General features: G+C 70.6%; 17 protein-coding genes and 1 pseudogene. 7 read left to right on the forward strand and 11 right to left on the reverse strand.

Features of this window, described 5'->3' with window-relative positions:
* Window positions 1-46: 46 nt before the first annotated feature.
* Window positions 47-1,144 (reverse strand): phosphotransferase family protein, encoded by a 1,098-nt coding sequence (locus I0C86_RS00395; RefSeq protein ID WP_196199130.1) that lies wholly within the window; start codon window positions 1,142-1,144, stop codon window positions 47-49.
* A 127-nt stretch (window positions 1,145-1,271) separates the two neighbouring features.
* Here I0C86_RS00395 and I0C86_RS42755 point away from each other — a divergent pair, with 127 nt between their 5' ends.
* From I0C86_RS42755 to I0C86_RS00410, 3 genes are all read left to right on the forward strand, one after another.
* Entirely contained in the window at window positions 1,272-1,775 is a 504-nt protein-coding gene (locus I0C86_RS42755) for a GNAT family N-acetyltransferase (protein ID WP_196199131.1), read from the forward strand.
* 218 nt (window positions 1,776-1,993) lie between these two features.
* On the forward strand, window positions 1,994-2,794 hold the full coding sequence (locus I0C86_RS00405; protein WP_230393286.1) for an ACT domain-containing protein: 801 nt from the start codon (window positions 1,994-1,996) through the stop codon (window positions 2,792-2,794).
* A gap of 52 nt (window positions 2,795-2,846) precedes the next feature.
* Window positions 2,847-3,971, forward strand: coding sequence for a GNAT family N-acetyltransferase (locus I0C86_RS00410; RefSeq protein ID WP_196199132.1), 1,125 nt, complete (start codon window positions 2,847-2,849; stop codon window positions 3,969-3,971).
* 241 nt (window positions 3,972-4,212) lie between these two features.
* Here the strand turns inward: I0C86_RS00410 and I0C86_RS00415 are convergent, their stop codons facing one another.
* Window positions 4,213-5,790 carry an aldehyde dehydrogenase family protein gene (locus I0C86_RS00415; protein WP_196199133.1) on the reverse strand — a complete coding sequence of 526 codons (1,578 nt, stop codon included), beginning with the start codon at window positions 5,788-5,790 and terminating at the stop codon, window positions 4,213-4,215.
* A 600-nt stretch (window positions 5,791-6,390) separates the two neighbouring features.
* Here I0C86_RS00415 and I0C86_RS00420 point away from each other — a divergent pair.
* Window positions 6,391-9,387 carry a glycoside hydrolase family 9 protein gene (locus I0C86_RS00420; protein WP_407676246.1) on the forward strand — a complete coding sequence of 999 codons (2,997 nt, stop codon included), beginning with the start codon at window positions 6,391-6,393 and terminating at the stop codon, window positions 9,385-9,387.
* A gap of 136 nt (window positions 9,388-9,523) precedes the next feature.
* Here the strand turns inward: I0C86_RS00420 and I0C86_RS00425 are convergent, their stop codons facing one another.
* The 4 genes and pseudogenes from I0C86_RS00425 to I0C86_RS00440 form a co-directional block, all read right to left on the reverse strand.
* Window positions 9,524-10,177: an SMI1/KNR4 family protein gene (locus tag I0C86_RS00425; protein WP_196199134.1), complete on the reverse strand. Its 654-nt coding sequence runs from the start codon at window positions 10,175-10,177 to the stop codon at window positions 9,524-9,526.
* Window positions 10,178-10,227: 50 nt separating this feature from the next.
* Window positions 10,228-10,533, reverse strand: coding sequence for a hypothetical protein (locus I0C86_RS00430; RefSeq protein WP_230393287.1), 306 nt, complete (start codon window positions 10,531-10,533; stop codon window positions 10,228-10,230).
* A 158-nt stretch (window positions 10,534-10,691) separates the two neighbouring features.
* Window positions 10,692-11,216 (reverse strand): permease-like cell division protein FtsX, encoded by a 525-nt coding sequence (locus tag I0C86_RS00435; protein WP_196199135.1) that lies wholly within the window; start codon window positions 11,214-11,216, stop codon window positions 10,692-10,694.
* A 153-nt stretch (window positions 11,217-11,369) separates the two neighbouring features.
* Window positions 11,370-13,226, reverse strand: a pseudogene (locus I0C86_RS00440) (glycoside hydrolase family 3 protein); the annotation flags it as partial.
* 464 nt (window positions 13,227-13,690) lie between these two features.
* Here I0C86_RS00440 and I0C86_RS00445 point away from each other — a divergent pair.
* Complete coding sequence (locus I0C86_RS00445) at window positions 13,691-14,302, forward strand: hypothetical protein (protein ID WP_196199137.1); 612 nt, start codon at window positions 13,691-13,693, stop codon at window positions 14,300-14,302.
* Window positions 14,303-14,471: 169 nt separating this feature from the next.
* Here I0C86_RS00445 and I0C86_RS00450 read toward each other — a convergent pair whose 3' ends face one another.
* The 5 genes from I0C86_RS00450 to I0C86_RS00470 form a co-directional block, all read right to left on the reverse strand.
* The gene (locus I0C86_RS00450) at window positions 14,472-14,906 is read right to left on the reverse strand and encodes a hypothetical protein (RefSeq protein ID WP_196199138.1); all 435 of its coding nucleotides are present in this window, start codon (window positions 14,904-14,906) and stop codon (window positions 14,472-14,474) included.
* Window positions 14,890-15,564 carry a hypothetical protein gene (locus tag I0C86_RS00455; protein ID WP_196199139.1) on the reverse strand — a complete coding sequence of 225 codons (675 nt, stop codon included), beginning with the start codon at window positions 15,562-15,564 and terminating at the stop codon, window positions 14,890-14,892. Before I0C86_RS00455 ends, I0C86_RS00450 begins: the two co-directional genes overlap by 17 nt.
* Window positions 15,564-15,821, reverse strand: a complete 258-nt coding sequence (locus I0C86_RS00460) for a hypothetical protein (protein WP_196199140.1) — start codon at window positions 15,819-15,821, stop codon at window positions 15,564-15,566. The genes I0C86_RS00455 and I0C86_RS00460 overlap by 1 nt, the downstream gene beginning before the upstream one ends.
* Before the next feature lie 29 nt (window positions 15,822-15,850).
* Window positions 15,851-16,114, reverse strand: a complete 264-nt coding sequence (locus tag I0C86_RS00465) for a hypothetical protein (protein WP_196199141.1) — start codon at window positions 16,112-16,114, stop codon at window positions 15,851-15,853.
* Window positions 16,115-16,267: 153 nt separating this feature from the next.
* The gene (locus tag I0C86_RS00470; RefSeq protein WP_196199142.1) at window positions 16,268-16,486 is read right to left on the reverse strand and encodes a winged helix-turn-helix domain-containing protein; all 219 of its coding nucleotides are present in this window, start codon (window positions 16,484-16,486) and stop codon (window positions 16,268-16,270) included.
* A 408-nt stretch (window positions 16,487-16,894) separates the two neighbouring features.
* Between I0C86_RS00470 and I0C86_RS00475 the strand changes: the two genes are divergently transcribed.
* Both I0C86_RS00475 and I0C86_RS00480 read left to right on the forward strand, forming a co-directional pair.
* Window positions 16,895-17,224 (forward strand): hypothetical protein, encoded by a 330-nt coding sequence (locus I0C86_RS00475; RefSeq protein ID WP_323373390.1) that lies wholly within the window; start codon window positions 16,895-16,897, stop codon window positions 17,222-17,224.
* On the forward strand, window positions 17,221-17,411 hold a 191-nt coding region (locus I0C86_RS00480), incomplete at its 3' end, for a hypothetical protein (protein ID WP_230393288.1). The genes I0C86_RS00475 and I0C86_RS00480, both read left to right, overlap by 4 nt.

Raw genomic sequence — 17,411 nt, forward strand, 5'->3', positions numbered from 1 at the left:
GTGGCGGGGTGGGCGGGGGGGTGCGGTATCGCCGCCGGGCGGCCCGTCAACCCCGTCTGATCGCGGTCAGGCCGTGCGCGACAAGTGGGGCGACCAGGTCGCCGATCCGGTCGAATCCCTGGCCCACGGTCTGTCCGAGGGTGTGGCGGTAGTGGATCCCCTCGCAGATGACGGCGAGCTTGAAGCAGCCCAGGGCGATGTGCCAGTGCAGCGGGCCGACGTCGACGTCGCTGCGGCCGACGTACCGGTCGATCAACTCGGCGCCGGACGGGAAGCCGGCGCGCGGTCCGAGCCCGTCCGCGACCGCGTTGTCGTCCGCCACGTCGGAGTCGCCAAGCACGTCCCAGTACGTCAACAGCAGGCCGAGGTCGGCGAGCGGATCGCCGAGGGTGGCCATCTCCCAGTCCAGTACCGCCCGGATCGTCACCGGTCCGGGGGCCGGCCCGGATGGGCATTCGGCGATCAGGTTGTCGAGCCGGTAGTCGCCGTGCACGATCCGACCCGCGTTGGCGCCCTCGGGGGTGGTCGCGGCCAGTCGCTCCCGCAGTTCGTCGATGCCGGGCAGCGCCCGGCTCCGGGAGCGGTCGAGCTGGCCACCCCAGCGGCGTACCTGCCGGCCGAGGAAACCCTCCGGCCGCCCGAAGTCCGCCAACCCGACGGCCGCCGGGTCGACGGTGTGCAGGGTGGCGAGCACGTCCATCATGACCAGCGCGAGTTCCCGGCGCCGGGCCGGCGCGAGCAGGTCGGTCTGGATGCGGCTGCGGTAGACGACCCCGGGCACCCGCTCCATCAGATAGAACGGAGCGCCGAGCACCGTCTCGTCGGCGCAGTGCAGCAGGGCGGCCGGCACCGGGACCTCGGTACCGGCCAGCGCGGAGATCACCCGGAACTCCCGGCCCATGTCGTGCGCGGTGGCCAGGACATGCCCGAGCGGTGGCCGGCGCAGGACGAACTCCTGGTCCCCGGCGCGTACCAGATAGGTCAGATTCGACTTCCCACCGGCGACGAGCGCGGCCCGTGGCGGGCCGGCCAGCAGGTCGGGCCGGTGCTCGACGAGGTATCCGACCAGGCGGTCGAGGTCGAGCCCGGACGGCGATCCGGAGGGCGGCTCCGGCCGGACGGCGGTGGCCGGCGGATCGGTCATCCGAATAGTTGATGGCATCTGGACCAACCAGTCAAGTGGGGGAGACGCCGGACTAGAGTCGCTCGGATACGCCACGCCCACCGCCGGGACGTGCCGCTGGCGGCGGGCCCGATCCAGGGGAGGACCCGTGGGAACCACGCCCGCCGCCGGGCCACCACTTCGACTGGTACCGATGACCGCCGACGAGTACGCCGCCTGCCGCCCCTTGATGATCGACTCACACGCGGAGGGCGTCGCTGCGGCCACCGGGCTTCCGGTCGACGAGACCCGGCAGAGCTCAGAGCGGCAGACCGACGAGCTGCTGCCGCAGGGCGTACAGACCGCGGACATGCTGCTGTTCGTCGGTGTGGTCGCCGATCAGCCGGTCGGCTGGGTCTGGATCGGGCTGCCCCGGCCGCCGGACCGGCCCGACATGGCCTGGGTGTACTACGTGGCGGTGGATCCCGGGCACCGCGCCAAGGGGTACGGCCGGGAGCTGCTGCTCGCCGCCGAGCGGGAGCTGACCGGGCGCGGCGTGGCCCGGCTCGGGCTGAACGTGCACGGACACAACACGGTCGCGGTCGGCCTCTACCGGAGCCTCGGCTTCGAGGTCACGGCGCAGCAGATGGCGAAACCGCTGCCGGCGGGCTAGCTGGCCCGGCGGTTCCCGCTGTCCGCCCCTGCCGCCAGCCCGGGTCTGCGGGCTCCCGCGATGCGTTTTTCTTCCATCAGCACGGTGCGTGTGCTGGGCACACACGGGTTGTTGCGGCGGGGACATGCTGCGGCAACAGGGGCGAAATGGTCATCGGGCACCCTGGTTGACAGCTCGCCGGCGGTATGCGCGCCGGTCCGCCGACGGAGGGGACGGACATGTTGCTGAGGGTTCGGGTGACCCTGCCGGATCGACCCGGGACGCTCGGTCAGATCGCCCGCACGTTGGGCGTCGCGGGGGCCGACATCGTTCAGGTGGTGGTGTTGGAGCGGTTGGGTGGTCGGGCCGTGGACGACTTCACGGTCGTCTGGCCCGGTGCGGCCCGGGTCGACCGGCTCTGCGCCGGGCTCGGCGCGATCCCCGGCGTACGGGTCGACGGGATGTGGCGGGCGATCGGCGGGCCGAGCGGGGGAGGGCAGGACGCGGAACTGCTGGCCCAGATCGCGGCGAACCCGGCCGACGGGCTCGCCACCCTGGTCGACGCGATGCCGAACCTGCTGGCCGCCGAGTGGGCCGCGGCGGCCGTCGTACCGACGGACTGGGCGGTCCGCACCGGCATGGGTGGCGGGTCGGTCCGCGGCAGTGGCGCGCCCGGGGTGGCGTACGCGAGCTGGCGGGCGCCGACCCCGCTGGTCCTGCCCGAGGTGACCCCGCTGCGGGCCCGGGCGATGGACGGCCCGGCGGGCGTCCACTACGCGGTCGCGCCGTTCGGGCGGGCCGGGCTGGTGCTGATGCTGACCCGGGTGGACGCCGACGGCCTGTCGGCGGCCGGTTTCCACGTCACCGAGGTTGACCGGATCGCACAGTTGGTCCGTGCCGCCGCGACGATTCTCGGTGACCGGCTGGATCTGGTCAGTGTGCCGCCGCCGCCGGACATCCCCGCCGCCGCGCCGGGAGCGACGGCGACCTCGGCGGCCCGATCGGTGCCGACCCCGGCGATCATGGCGCGTCACCGCTGAGCAACCGGCGGGAAACAGGCAGCGGGCAGGCTGGACTCGGAAAGGAGTTCGCATGACGCTATGGCGGATCAGGGCAACGGTGGCGGACCGGCCGGGATTCCTCTCCGTGCTCACCGCGAGCCTCGCGTTGCGTGGAGTCAACATCCTCACGGTGCAGGTGCACACCACCGAGGCGGGCGCGGTCGACGACTTCCTGGTCGACGCGCCGGCCGAGCTGACCGCGGCGGACCTGGTCGCGGCGGTGGAGCGGGGACGGGGGCGGAACTGCTGGGTGACCCGTAGCGAGGCGCAGGGCCTGGCCGACCAGCCGACCCGGGTGCTCGGCCTGGCCAGCCGGCTGGTCCGCGACCCGGACGCGCTGGGGGAGACGCTGCGTACGTTGCTCAGCGCCGACTCGGTCACCTGGCGACCGCACCCGGGCCAGGACGGTCCGGGGCACGGCGCCGAGACGATGCGGCTGCCCGACCCGGACGGCGGATCCTTCGAGGTGTTCCGGTCGGCACCGAGCTTCACCCCGGCCGAGTACGCCCGCGCGCAGGCGCTGGTGGACGTGGCCGGTGCGGTGGCGCGGCAGGCGGTCGACCGGGTGACCCTGGTGCTGCCCGACGGCGCCGAACTGGCGGTACGTCCGGCGGTCCCCGACGATCTGCCCGCGCTCCGGGCGATGCGGGAGCGCTGCTCGCGGCGGACCCTGCACCGGCGCTTTCCGGCCGGGGCAGCGCCGGCCACCGTGCGGTTGCGGCGGCTGCTCGCCCCGGCGCGCGGAGTGGCCCTGCTGGCGGTGACGGGTGGCTCGGACGGCCGGCCGGAGCATGTGGTGGCGGTGGCGAACCTGGTGGCCGAGGGGGCGGTCGCCGAGGTCGGACTGCTGGTCGAGGACGACTGGCAGCGCCGGGGTGTCGGTGCCGCGCTGCTGCGCCGACTCGTCGCGCACGCCACCCGGGCCGGGTACGCGGCCCTGCTGGCGCACGTTCCGGCCGACAACGTGGGCATGATCCGCATCCTCGACCGGCTGTGTCCACCCGGCCAGGTCGACCGCGACGGGAACCTGCTGACCCTGACCGTGCCGCTTACCGATCGGTACGCCGAGCCGGGGCTGACCGCGGTCCCGCCAGCCGAGCCGGCGCCGGCCGGGACCGCGCCGGTGGACCAGACTTCCGCCACCGCCGACAGATAGCGGGGCGGGAACGATCCGACGGCTCGGTCCTGGTTCGGGACCGGGCCGCGGGAACCGCCTGATCGGGCGAGATGAGAGGGGTCCCTCCGGTAGGACGGCCGGAGGGGCCCCTTTTCAGCTCGGACGGGCGCGCAGGGCCTTCCGGCGGGCTCGAAGGCTGCCTGCGGGTGCGGGGCTCGAAGGCAGCCTGCGGGTGCGGGGCTCAGAAGCCGCCTGCGGGCTCAGGAGCCCGTCTGCCGCATCAGGTCACAGGGTAGCTGTTGTAGTCCGGGAAGTTGCCGTACAGCCGGCGGGCCGAGGGGTCGACGGTGACCGCCCGCACCAGGAGGTCGCCGCCGACGAAGGCGCCCTTCCAGGAGGCTCCCCGACCGCCGAACGGCTCGTCCCGGTCACCCCGGGAGCGGGGCCTGTTGATGCCCACCTTGAACGCCTGGAGGTCGACCGCGAGCTTGGCCGCCTCGTCCTCGTCGTCGCAGGCGAGGCTGGCGACCAGGGCACCGTTGCTGGCGTTCATCGCGTCCAGCAGTTCGTCCTGGGTGTCCACCACCACGATCGTGTCCACCGGCCCGAACGGCTCGGCGTGCATCAACCGGGACCGTCCGGGTGGGGCGAGCAGCACCGACGGGGCGACGTACGCCGACGTGTCCTGGCCGTCGAGGAACGGTGCCCCGTCGAGCCGGCCCCGGTGCAGCGGTACGGCACCGCCGTGGACCGCCTCGTCGACCTTCCGGCGCAGTTCGTCGGCCTTGGCCGCGCTGATCAGCGGGCCGAAGTCGAGTTCGGGCAGCGGGTCGCCCTCGGTCCAGGTGTCGTCGACCGCCAGCGGGTGCCCGAAGCGCACCGAGCGGACCACCGGCAGGTACATGTCGAGGAACTGGTCGACCAGGTCCCGTTGCACCACGAAGCGCGGGTACGCGGTGCAGCGCTGCTTGCCGTACTCGAAGCCCTTCTTCAGGTGTCCGGCGAGGCTGTCCCACTGGGAGAACTCCCAGATCCCCCACGCGTTCAGGCCCTCCTGCTCGATGAAGTGCCGCTTGTCGGAGTCGAGCAGCGCGGCGGCCACCTTGCCGCCGCCCGAGCGCCCACCGACGAACGCCACGGCACCGATCTCGGCCGCCCGGACCAGCACCTCGGACAGTTCCTCGCCGCTGCCGGACAGGAGCGTGGCGGGCAGCCCGGCGCGGCGCATCAACGCGTGCGCGACGGTGAGGCAGACCGCTCCGCCCTGCGACGGGGTCTTGGCGATCACCGCGTTGCCGGCGAGCAGCTGCACCAGTTCGGCGTGCACCAGGACACTCATCGGGTAGTTCCAGCTTGCGATGTTGCTGACCGGTCCGGGAAGCGGCTGGCGGCCGTCGGCCAGCATCCGGTCGATCTCCTCGACGTACCACCGGACGCCGTCCAGGGCGCGGTCGACGTCGGCGCGGGCCAGTCGCCATGGCTTACCGATCTCCCAGACCAGCAGCAGGGCGAGCAGGTCGCGGTGCAGGGTCAGTTCGTCGAGCGCGGCCACGACCCGGGCCTTGCGGCCGGCGAGCGGCACGCCGGCCCAGTCGCGGTGTTCGGCAGCGGAGAACGCGACGGCGGCGCGGGCGTTCTCCGCGTCGAGCCGGAACAGGTTCACCAGTACGGTGTTGTCGACCGGGGTACGCGCCGGTGTCCGGGTTCCGCCCGACCGCCAGGTCCCCTCGACCAGGTTGCGCAGGCCGATCGTGTCGTCGGGGCGGCCGGAGCCGACATCGAACGCCTCGGGAGTCGTGTCCACCGCGCGGGTCAGGATCTCCTGCCGGGTGGTGCCGTCGGCAATGCGCAGTGCCATCGCTGTCTCCTTGGTCCGGCGGCCCGTCCAGGCGTGTCGTCGCAGGTGGGGGCCGTTGAGCAGCGCGGCGGCGTCGGTGGCACCGCTGATCTGGGCGTACTGTCCCCCGGTGCGAGGACGGGCGGCAACCGGACGCCCGTATGCCAGGACGAGCAGTCCGCCTGGTGGCGGCCCGGCGTACCGTACTGACCTGCCGCTCAGGGGTGTTGAGCTGCTACGACGCCGCCATCCGCTCGAGCCGCCCGAATGATCCGAGCAGCGTCAAAGGCAAGGAAAGGGCTTTCCTTTCGTCTTTGCGATCTGGGAGCGCCGCCCGGGGGGCCGCGAGTGCCGCCGGTTTGGGTCCTTCACAAACCGGCAATGGCGCGGTTACATTGTTGCCTATCCATGGGAGCGCTCCCGGGGCTCCGATGGCCGCCCGACCCGATCTTCCTGTACCAAGGCCCCCACCGCCGTCGACCAGAGCCCTTCACCCCCGCCACCCGCGTCGTGCACCGCGCAGGGGGAGGGGCGGATGCGCCCACATCCGCCCCTCGTGTCCTCCGCTACGCGTCGCCGCGCGCGGCTCCACGGACAGGAGCAATTCTAGTGCGTGACCGCATGGCACCGGCCCGGCCGAACGGGCAACGTCCCCGACCCGGTCCCCGGCCCAAACCAGGCGCCCGGCAACGCCTCGACGGCCGGCAACGACCCGACGGCCGGCAGCGGCCCGACCGCGGCCAGCGGCCGGGCCGCTGGTACCAGCGCATGATGGCGGCCGGCGCCGCCGCACTGGCTGCCACCGGCCTGGTCCTCACCGGCCCCGCCCCCGTGTCCGGCGCTCCCGCTCCCGCGATCGGGAACGCCTCGAACGTCCTCGCCGCGGCGCCGCCGTACAACTACGGCGAGGCGCTGCAGAAGTCGCTCTTCTTCTACGAGGCGCAGCAGTCCGGCGCGCTGCCGGACTGGAACCGGGTCTCCTGGCGCGGCGACTCGGCCCTGACCGACGGCGCCAGCGCCGGGCTGGACCTCACCGGTGGCTGGTACGACGCCGGTGACCACGTCAAGTTCGGCTTCCCGATGGCGTTCAGCGCCACCATGCTGGCCTGGGGTGCGGTGGAGTACCGCAGCGGCTACCAGGCGTCCGGGCAGCTTCCGCACCTGCTGAACAACCTGCGCTTCGTCAACGACTACTTCATCAAGGCGCACCCGTCGGCGAACGTCCTCTACGGACAGGTCGGCAAGGGCGACGACGACCACAAGTGGTGGGGGCCGGCCGAGGTGCTGCCGATGGCGCGGCCCGCGTACAAGATCGATGCGAGCTGTGGTGGCGCGGACCTGGCCGGTGAGACGGCGGCGGCGATGGCCGCCTCCTCGATGGTGTTCCGCCCCACCGACCCGACCTACGCCGACCGGCTGCTCACCCACGCCCGCCAGCTCTACACCTTCGCCGACACCGTGCGCCGGGCCTACCACGAGTGCATCACCGACGTGACGAGCTTCTACAAGTCCTGGAGCGGCTACCAGGACGAACTGGTCTGGGGCGCGATCTGGCTGTACCGGGCCACCGGCGACGCCAGCTACCTGGCCAAGGCGGAGAGCGAGTACGACAAGCTCGGCACCGAGCCGCAGCAGAGCACCCGGCTCTACAAGTGGACCGTCGCCTGGGACAACAAGCAGTTCGGCGCGTACGTCCTGCTGGCGAACCTGACCGGCAAGCAGAAGTACGTCGACGACGCCAACCGGTGGCTCGACTACTGGACCGTCGGGGTGAACGGGGAGAAGATCCGTACCTCGCCCGGCGGGATGGCGGTGCTGGACACCTGGGGCGCCCTGCGGTACGCCGCCAACACCGCCTTCGCGGCGCTGGTCTACAGCGACAAGACCACCGACACGACCCGGAAGACCCGGTACCACGACTTCGCGGTCCGGCAGATCAACTACGCGCTCGGCGACAACCCACGGAACTCCAGCTACCAGATCGGGTTCGGCAACAACTCGCCGAAGAACCCGCACCACCGCACCGCGCACGGCTCCTGGTGGGACAGCCAGCAGGTGCCGGAGGCGACCCGGCACGTGCTCTACGGCGCACTCGTCGGCGGGCCGTCGTCGCCCAACGACGCGTACACCGACAGCCGGGCCGACTACGTGATGAACGAGGTGGCGACGGACTACAACGCCGGCTTCACCTCCGCACTGGCCCGGCTGCACACCGAGTACGGCGGGACGCCGCTGGCGAACTTCCCGCCGACCGAGTCGCCCGACATCGACGAGACCACCGTGGAGACCACGGTGATGCAGGCCGAGCCGAGGGCCACCGGAATCAAGGCGATCATCTACAACAAGTCCGCCTTCCCGGCGCGGGCCCTGACCGACTCCTCGTTCCGGTACTACTTCCGGCGCGAGGGCACCAGCGCGATCCAGGTGACCAGCGGCTACACCCAGGGTTGCCCGGCGCCGACCACCGCCACCCAGCTCTCCGGAGACATCTGGTACGTCGAGGTCGACTGCGGCGGCCACACCATCGCACCGGCCGGTCAGTCGGCGCACCGGATGGAGGTGCAGTTCAAGATCGGCGTACCCGAGGGCGGCACCTGGGATCCGACCAACGACCCGTCGTACCAGGCGACCGCCGGACCGAACCCGAAGGTGGCGCTCTACGAGGGCAGCACCCTGATCTGGGGCGCCGCCCCGGGGCCGGCCACCCCGGACACCACCGCGCCGAGCACGCCGGGCACGCCGACCGCCTCGGCGGTCACCGCCACCGGCGCCACGCTGAACTGGACGGCCGCCACCGACAACGTCGGAGTCGCCGGCTACGACGTGTACCGGGAGAACGGCGCGACCGACGTCCTGGTCGGCTCGCCGGCCGTCGCGTCGCTGGCGATCACCGGACTGACGGCGGCGACCACGTACCAGTTCTACGTGGTGGCCCGGGACGCCGCCGGCAACCGGTCGGCCGGCTCCGCGCCGGTCACCGTCACCACCGGCAGCGGCGGCGGGGACACCACCGCACCGGGTACGCCCACCGGCCTGACCGTCTCGGCGGTCACCTCGACCGGCGCCACCCTGGGCTGGACCGCGTCGACCGACAACGTCGGGGTGACCGGCTACCGGGTGTACCAGGAGGCCGGTGCCACCGACACCCTGCTGGCCACGGTGGCCGGTACGTCGTACGCGGTCACCGGGTTGACGTCCGGTACGACGTACCAGTTCTACGTGGTGGCGGTGGACGCCGCCGGCAACGTCTCGGCGGCCTCGACGCCGGTCTCGGTGACCCCCAGCACCATCCCGGTCAGCAGCTGCCGGATCGGGTACGCCATGAACGACTGGTACACCGGCTTCAGCGCCACCATCACCATCACCAACACCGGAACGCTCACCCTGAACGGCTGGACCCTCGGGTTCAGCTTCGCCGCCGCCGGACAGCAGATCACCCAGGCCTGGTCGGCCACGGTGACCCAGTCCGGCACGGCGGTGACCGCCACGAACGCCTCCTACAACGGCAACCTCGCCCCGGGAGCCTCGACGAGCTTCGGCTTCAACGCCTCCCACACCGGCAGCAACCCGAGGCCGACGTCGTTCACGCTGAACGGCGCCGCCTGCGCGATCGGCTGATCCGTCCCTGAGCCGGTCCCCGCCGGGGCCGTCGGACAGCACCCAGCAGGGCTGTTCGACGGCCCCGGTCCGCGCTTGCTGTAAGGAAGGGCCCCTTCTTATCGTTTTCTGTAGAAGAAGGGCCCCTTCCTAACTCTCAATCTCCGACCTTGTCGAGCCAGTCGAGGTACCAGCGGGCGAAGCCGACCCGGTCGCCCCGGGCATCGGTCAGCGGCTTGAGGCCGCCGTCGCCGGCGGTGTCGTCGGCCCACACCGCACCCCGCTCCGGGCCGCTCACCACCAGCAGATGCCGGTACGCGCAGCCGAGGTGACACAGGTAGATCGTGCCCACGGTGTGCCGCGGGTCGTACGCCACCCGGTCGTGCAGCTCCGCGTAGGCATCCTGGGCCGCGTCGAACTCCTCGGTCGAGGCGTAGTCCTCCTCCTCCGGAGGGTCGGGCAGGTCCGCGGCAGGATCGAAGAATCCGGTGTACGGGAACGGCTCGCCGAGCCTCGTCAGTTCGGTCAGCTCGGCGCCGTCGCCCTCCCACCGCCAGCGGCCGTCGATCCGGCGTAGTGGAAAGAGCCCGTACGCCGGCCCCGCACCGCCCCGGCTCACCTCGAGGAGGAACGACCGGTACTCCTCGGGCAGTTGAACGCCGATCTGCTCCTCCAACTCCGCGAGTTCGTCCTGACTCAGCGGCGGTTCGAGGAGGAAGTGGTGGCCGTTGGCGCCGAACACGGAATCCTCGGGTCGGTCGGCCAGCTCGGCGACCCGGTCGCGTACGCCGGACCAGTCGATGCTTGTCATGCGCGGCACGATAGTCGGCCGGCTCGTTCCCGGCATCCGGGCAGGATCGGTCAGAGACTGCGTTGTGCGGCCATCCGGTCCACCGCCTCCTTCGCGTCGCGCAGGCCCTCCCCGGTCGCCTCCCGGTACGCCTTGACGGCGTGGATTTTGTTGCCGTTCTCCAGGTGGCGCACGACCTCCGGCAGGTCGGGCTCGGGTTCCACGATCCCGAGATGCTCGATGACCAGCGCAAGCCTGCGCTCGATCCGGGCCAGCCGGACGGAGGTGTCCCGCTGACGCCTGGCGGCCGACGATGCCTCGCTCAACAGGATCAGCAGCACGGGGATACCGACGACGAGGAACATCCATAAGTCCATGTGGAGTATTGAAGCAGCACGCCGTCGGGTCAGCGGACCGCCGCCGGCTCGACGCCGGAACATTCGACGCTGGCTCGACGCCGGAACATTCGACGCTGGCTCGACGCCGGAACAGTCGACGTCGAGCGGGGTCAGGGGCAGTCGACGCCGAGCTGGGGTCAGGGGCAGTCGACGAGGGCGCCGGTGCGGCCGCCTGCGGGAAGCTGGAGAACGGTGATGTCGTCCACCCCGGGGAGCTGCCGTACCGGCGTCAACGCCGCGCAGTCGAACGTCTTCCCGGTGCGCCGGAACCAGAACGACTCGGGCATCGACTCGGGCCGGGCGCCGTTCAACAGATCCGGTTGGTTCTTGAACTGTTCCTTGAACTTCTCCCAGGTTTCCTCGCGGCTCTGGAACCGGATGCCGTCCTCGGGGCGCAGCGCGGCCAGCGCCGCCCGGATCGCACTCTTCTGCTCGGCGGTGGCGTCGAGGTCCAGGAGCACGCCCACGTCGTACCGATGCTGGGGTTGTCCGAGCGGGACGACGACCAGCAGCACCGTCGTGGCGACGGCCGCCCCAACGAGCATCGCGGCGGCGGCGACGGCAGCCAGGACCGCCCAGTACCGCCCGGGAACGGACCGAGCCGGTGGAGGCTCGGCAGGCGGCGGGGCCTGGGTCGGCGGCGCGGGGGCTGGATCGGACATGTTCACCATCTCACCATTCCCACCCACCGGCGTCGATGGGCGCTTCCGGGCAACGGACCAGGCCCGAACGGTGTCGCCGCCGCGGTCAGCACCCGGGTCCCGAGGTGCTGACCGCGGCGACGAAACTCCGTTCGGCGGTACGACGAACTCCGTTCAGCGGGTACGCAGTCCGAACCCGTACGGGAACAGCGGACGGTAGTTCCGGTCACCGACGTTGATCGGCACCTGCGCCTCGCTGCGCGGCCAGCTCATCGAGAGCCTGCCGGTGAACGGGCGCCGGCCGAACAGGACGTCGGCGACGCCGGCACCCTCGCTCCCCGGCAGCCAGGACGCGACGAGCGCGTCCATCTGGCCGAGCTGGTCGGTGAGCACCTGCGGCCGACCGGAGACGACGAGTACGACGCAGGTGTCGATCTCGCCGCAGACCTTGTCGACCACGGCCCGGTCGCCGGGCTGGAGGGAGAGCGACTTCTCCTCCTGCTGCTGCGTCGTACACCACGGGCACTCCGGCCCGCCGACGTCACCGAATCCCTCGCTGTACGGCGTCTCGCCGACCACCACGACGGCGACGTCCGAGCCGGCGGTCGGCGCGGACCCGTCGGCGCTGTAGGTCACCTGGGCGCGTGGCGCCACCTCGCGGATGCCCTCCAGGATCGTCGTACCCGGAATGGGGTCGCCGGAGACGCCCTGCCAGGTGATGGTCCAGCCACCGGCCTGGTTACCGATGTCGTCGGCGTTGCGGCCGGCGACGTACACCTTGGCGTCCTTGCGCAGCGGCAGCGCCCGGTTGTCGTTCTTCAGCAGCACCTGCGACTGCGCGACGGCCTGCCGGGCGAGTGCACGATGTTCCCGGCTGCCGACCGAGTCGACGTCGTCCGCCGAGGCGTACGGGCGCTCGAAGAGGCCGAGCTCGAACTTGGCCCGCAGGATCCGGCGTACCGCGTCGTCGATCCGGGTCCTGCCGACCCGGCCCGCCTCGACCTCGGCGAGCAGCAGGTCGATGAACAGCTTGGCGTTGTTCGGCACCATGGCCACGTCGATGCCGGCGTTCACCGCGGTCCGCACCTTGTACGCGGTGAGCCCGGCGACGGTCGGCTCGTTCGGGTCCGGAATCTGGTGGAGGCCCTCCCAGTCGGAGATGACGAAGCCCTTGAACCGCTGGGCACCCTTGAGTACGTCGGTGAGCAGCTCCTTGTGGGCGTGCATCTTGAGCGGGTTGCCGACGCCGTCCTCGGTCCAGTCCACGCTGGAGAACGACGGCATCACGCTGTCGACGTCGTGCCGGCGCAACGCGGTCCAGTAGGGGGCGAGGTTGATCCGGGCGAACTCGGCCCGGCTGGCCACCGTGACGCCCTGGTCGATGGTGAACTTCTGCGAGCCGGACGGCAGGCTCTCGTTGGCGTCGGCGGCGGCCTGGTCGTACTCGGTGTCGCCGTCACCGGCGAAGTGCTTGATCGTGGCGAGTACGCCGGCATCGCGCAGCCCGTCGATGTAGGTGCCCATCTCGGCGACGAGAGCGGGGTCCTCGCTGAAACTCTCGTACGTCCGGCCCCAGCGCTCGTCCCTGGCCACGCAGAGGCAGGGTGCGAAGTTCCAGGGCACGCCGGTGGCCTTCACCTCCTCGCCGGTGGCCCGGCCGATCCGCCGGACGAGTTCGGGGTCACGGGTCGCGCCGAGCCCGATGTTGTGCGGGAAGACCGTGGCACCGTAGACGGCTGAGTGCCCGTGTACCGCGTCGACGCCGTAGATGATCGGTATCCCGAGCCGGGTGCTCAGGGCCTGCCGCTGGAAGTTGTTGATCATCGACACCCAGGCTTCCGGGGTGTTCGGGGTCGGGGCGGAGCCGCCACCGGAGAGCAGCGCGCCGAGCGCCCACTGGGCGACCAGGGTCGGGTCGGCGTCGACCGCTGCCCGTTCGGCCTGGGCCATCTGGCCGACCTTCTCCGGCAGGGTCATCCGGCCGAGCAGGTCACTGACCCGGTGGTCGATCGGCAGCTTGGGGTTCAGGTACGCCGGTTTGCGGTGGCCGACACCCGAGGTGGTCTCGGCGGCGGCGTCGGGGGCGGCCGTCGCGGCGCTGGTGGGTACCAGCGAGACGACGAGGAGACCGGCGAGCAGGGGTATCAGTCGTGTTCGGGTTCGCGAGTGTGGACGCATGTCGAGCCCTCCAAGCCAATCGGGTAGGCGCCAGGACGATCCTTCCCATCCAGATAAGATATCGTCAATATCAAGTTGTAAAGGTTCTTTCTTGAGAGCGCTCCCTTGTGGGCGGTACGCCCTGCTATACCTGCAATTTGGTCCCTGTGCGCGGCCAGCGCGGCTCGACTCTGGAGGAGCAGTTCCGATCCACCGGGTGCCGTCCTACCTCGACCGAGGGGACAGGCTCGCTCGCCAGAGGGAGGTGGCGGAGCGGCGGCGCGGGGATCGTCATCCTCGCGAAACGCCCGCACCGGGCGACGAACGAGGAGGACCAGATGAAGCCAACCGTGTACCGGATCGGCGCGGCAGCGGTCGCGGCCGGCATGGTGTTTACCGCGTCGGTGGCGTCGGCCGCACCGGCCTCCCACTCCGGACCGGTGGCCCGGGTGACGGGCGCGGCCGAGGTCCGGCTGACGTACTGGCCCGACAGTGACGTCCGGGCGTTCACCTTCGACGCCACGGCGACGCCGTACAGCCGACCGCTACCGGGCGCACCCGATGGACTGCCCACCGACGCGGTCGGAACCGTACGCATCTCACACCTCGTGGCCGAGGCCGGCATCACCGTCCGCATGGTCGCGCGGGTCGACTGCCTGGCGACCGGACCCGGCATCGCGACCCTGACGGCCGTCGTCACCGAGGCCGACGAAATCGTGAAGGAACAGGTCGGCAAGCGGCTCGGCTTCAGCGTGTACGACGCCGGGCGGCGCGGCACCGACCGGGTGGGCTTCTCCTGGTCGGTGGTGAACGCGGACCAGAACGAGGCCGGAGAGTGGGGCGAGGGGAGGGTCGGTACCTGCCTGGGTCCTGCCCCGTTCGCCCCGGTCACCCGCGGTGACTACACGGTCCGGCACCAGGACCTGGTACCGGTGCCGACCCGGCGCTGACCCGGCGCAAGTTCCGGGTGTATCGGGGTGGTCGTCCTGCGAGGACTCTGTGCTGAGCGGGACGACCACCCTGCGTACCGAGGCCGCAGCAACTCGTCGGACACGTCACGAGGCGCCGGGGGAGCGGGCGCTGACGGAACAAACCCGAGCGCCGCACCTCGCACGTGAATCAAGCAGGCCCTTCGTCGACGATCTGCCGAGCCTCGTCGAGGAGATCGTTCAAATGCTCGTCGGACAGCTTCTCCTGAGAGAGAATTCTGTATGCCACCAGGGTCTGAATGTGTCCCATCGCGGCAGGGGCGATGTCGAGCTGCACCGATTGATCGAAGACCGCCTTGATCAGCAGCTCTGCGTTGGCGGGGTCTAGCGGGGCCGCTCCCTCGGTTGCTCCGGCGCGCAGCTCGGCGACGAAGCGGATTACCTCCGCCTTGTCGTACCTACCCTGAAACCGTCGCTCGACGGCGAGGAAGAAGAGCGCGCTCAGAAAGGATGGCCAGTCATCCCAACCCTCGGCGTCAAGCTTCTGCTCGTAGCGGTCGTTCGCTTCGAAGTCGCCCTTGATAAGAGTGCGCGCGAACTCAACCACGTCACTTTTGACCGTCATCCTGATTCCTCCGGTTGCGCCGTCTCTTGATGTAGTCGACCGCCGCCCTGCCGACCAACGCCGCGCCGAGGACAGAGACTGTGATCGCCGAGACCGTCTCATGTGCCGGCGGAGGTTGACTGGGAGCCGGATGCGTGGTTGTGGTGGTGGTCGATGCGGGACCGCCGGAGGATGCACCACGGTCGCCCTTGATCTGCCGCAAGGCGACTTTGGTTCCTTCCTCCACTGCCTTGGTTGTCTCGGCGGCGGCATCCTTGACGTCGTCGGCCCGTCTCGCCGCTCGGTCGAGGAAGCTGGTTGCTCGGTTGCGCCGGACCATCGCCTCCGTGACAGTTCGTTCTCCGTCTGGCATGGCCTCCGGCGCAGCGGACCGGGGCGGCACACTACCGGGTGCGATGACGTTGACGTAGGTGGTGAAGTGCTCGGCGGCCTCGGACAACAACCGCGCGGTCTTGCCGGCCTTGTCCGCAGCGGTCCGGGAATCCGTAACCGCCTGTCGCATCAAATGGTCGGCGCTGCCCTGAGATGCCTCGACGTAGGCGGACCGGACCTGCTCGGCCTCCTCCTGAGCGCGTTTCGCAGTCACAGCGGTCTCGTCAATGATTCCGAGCACCCTGCGGAGCTGGGCCACGACGTCGCCTACGGAGGGGCTGGCCATCAAAGCCTCGACGCGTACTCCTGCGCCGCATCGGCGCCAGAGTGAAGTAGACCAGCGACTCGGGACGACTCACGCAGGGCCTCGAGTAGCTTGTGCAGACCGGCCTCGACATCCTTGTGCCCACTGTCGTGAACCGTTCCGACGGCTAACGTGTGAGCCTGCTCGGTTCGGTCTCGTACGCCGCGCGTCAGGTCAATGCCATCGCGGGCGGCCTGGTTGCCTCGGCTGATGGTCGCTTTGACCTGGGTGATGTCCACCGGGTGCATCCGTAGCCGGTCGAGTCGGGTTAGCCGAGGACGCTGGCATAGTCACGGGTGGCGGCGGAACTGCCCTGGATGAGGGTCGCCGCCTCAGCGAGCCGCTGCCTGCTCTGCTCCGCGCGCTGGATGGCTTCGGCGATCTTGGCGTGGTTGGTGCCGGCTGCGACGGCTCGAAGGCGGGCGAGGACCTGCTCGGTGTTCTCCATCGCTGAGCGAATCTGGTTGAGGGTGGTATTTCCCTGGTCAGTGGCCTGAGCGAGCGCTGCCTTGACCTCCTCGATGCTGGCCATCCCGTCCTCCCCGTCGCTTGGCGTCGCGATTCGCCACGGACGGACAGTCGTTGATGTCGATCAGGTGTCACGTCTGCGTGGTCGCCCGAACACTATCGGAAGTCGCCGTGCAGGTGCAGCCCCGGCGGGCGGGCAATGGTTCTGCGGTGCGAGCTACTGCGACTCGGTGACGAAGACGCCCTTGCCCTGGTGGCCGTAGACGAGTCCTTCGGACTTCAGCAGGACGATTGCCATGTGGACGGCGTTGTTGCCGACGCCGTACTTGGCTTGCAGTTGGGCGGTTGAGGGCAGTTGGTCACCGGGACCGAGCGCTCCAGACTTGATCTGGCCGCGCAGGTCGTCGGCGACACGCTGGTAGTTCGGCGTGACCATGTGTGCGTCTCCCTAGGTAGCACGCCGATTTGATCACGCACTGTCCATTGCATCAACCACTTGTGCTTACCGCGCTTACCGCGATAAGTTCTGCTCAGAGTGATTCCTGGGTAGCACTTGGTGATCATTCCGGTCGGGGCGGTCGGCTTGTACGGGTTGTCCGCCCCGACCCCGAGACCGGCCCTGCTGTCGTGCTCGCCGTCGTGCCGGCTGCGATGGCAGAGCGGATTGGTCCCGGCCCGGCAAGCGAAGGGGGCAGGGTCGGGGCCAGCTCAGCCACGTCCTGACGAGTCGAGGAATGGTTGGTGATGTTGTGCGTGCAGTGCTGTGGCGGCTGCCGGAAGTTGATGGTCAAACACCGAGGCGGCGGCGAGGCAACGGCTACCGGACGGTGACGTACCGGGCGCTGTGGCTCGGGCAGATGCGGCGCCGGCGGTCTCGGCGGACATCCTCGGCGTACGAGGCGGTGGGTCGCTGATGAAGGAGCCGGACCGGTACGTCGTACACGTTCCGTTCACCGCGCCCGACCTGACCCGGGCCCGGCAGTTCGCCCGGATGGTGGCCCGGTCGACGGCGCGGCTGCCGGAGGTGGACGCCGCCGAGGCGACGGTGTCGGCGGAGGACAACCAGGTCGTGCAGTCCCGGCTGTTCTGCGACCGGCTCCTCGACAAGGGTCGACGCTGCGTGCTGCGGGCGGACCACGAGGTGCCGTGCGCGATCGTGGAGCCGGCCCGGTGATCGGTTCTGGGGCCGGGCCGGCGGTGCCGGTGGTGGTCTGCGGGTCCTGCGACGGGATGACCTTCACCCTGACCGCCTGCCGGTGTACGGACGGTGGAGACCGGTTGCTGGTCGACCGGGACGGGCGGGGGCGGGAGGCGTACCGGGACTGCCGGATGTGCCAGGGGATGGGGACGGTGGCGAATCC

Source organism: Plantactinospora alkalitolerans (genome assembly GCF_015690345.1).
GTDB lineage: Bacteria > Actinomycetota > Actinomycetes > Mycobacteriales > Micromonosporaceae > Plantactinospora > Plantactinospora alkalitolerans.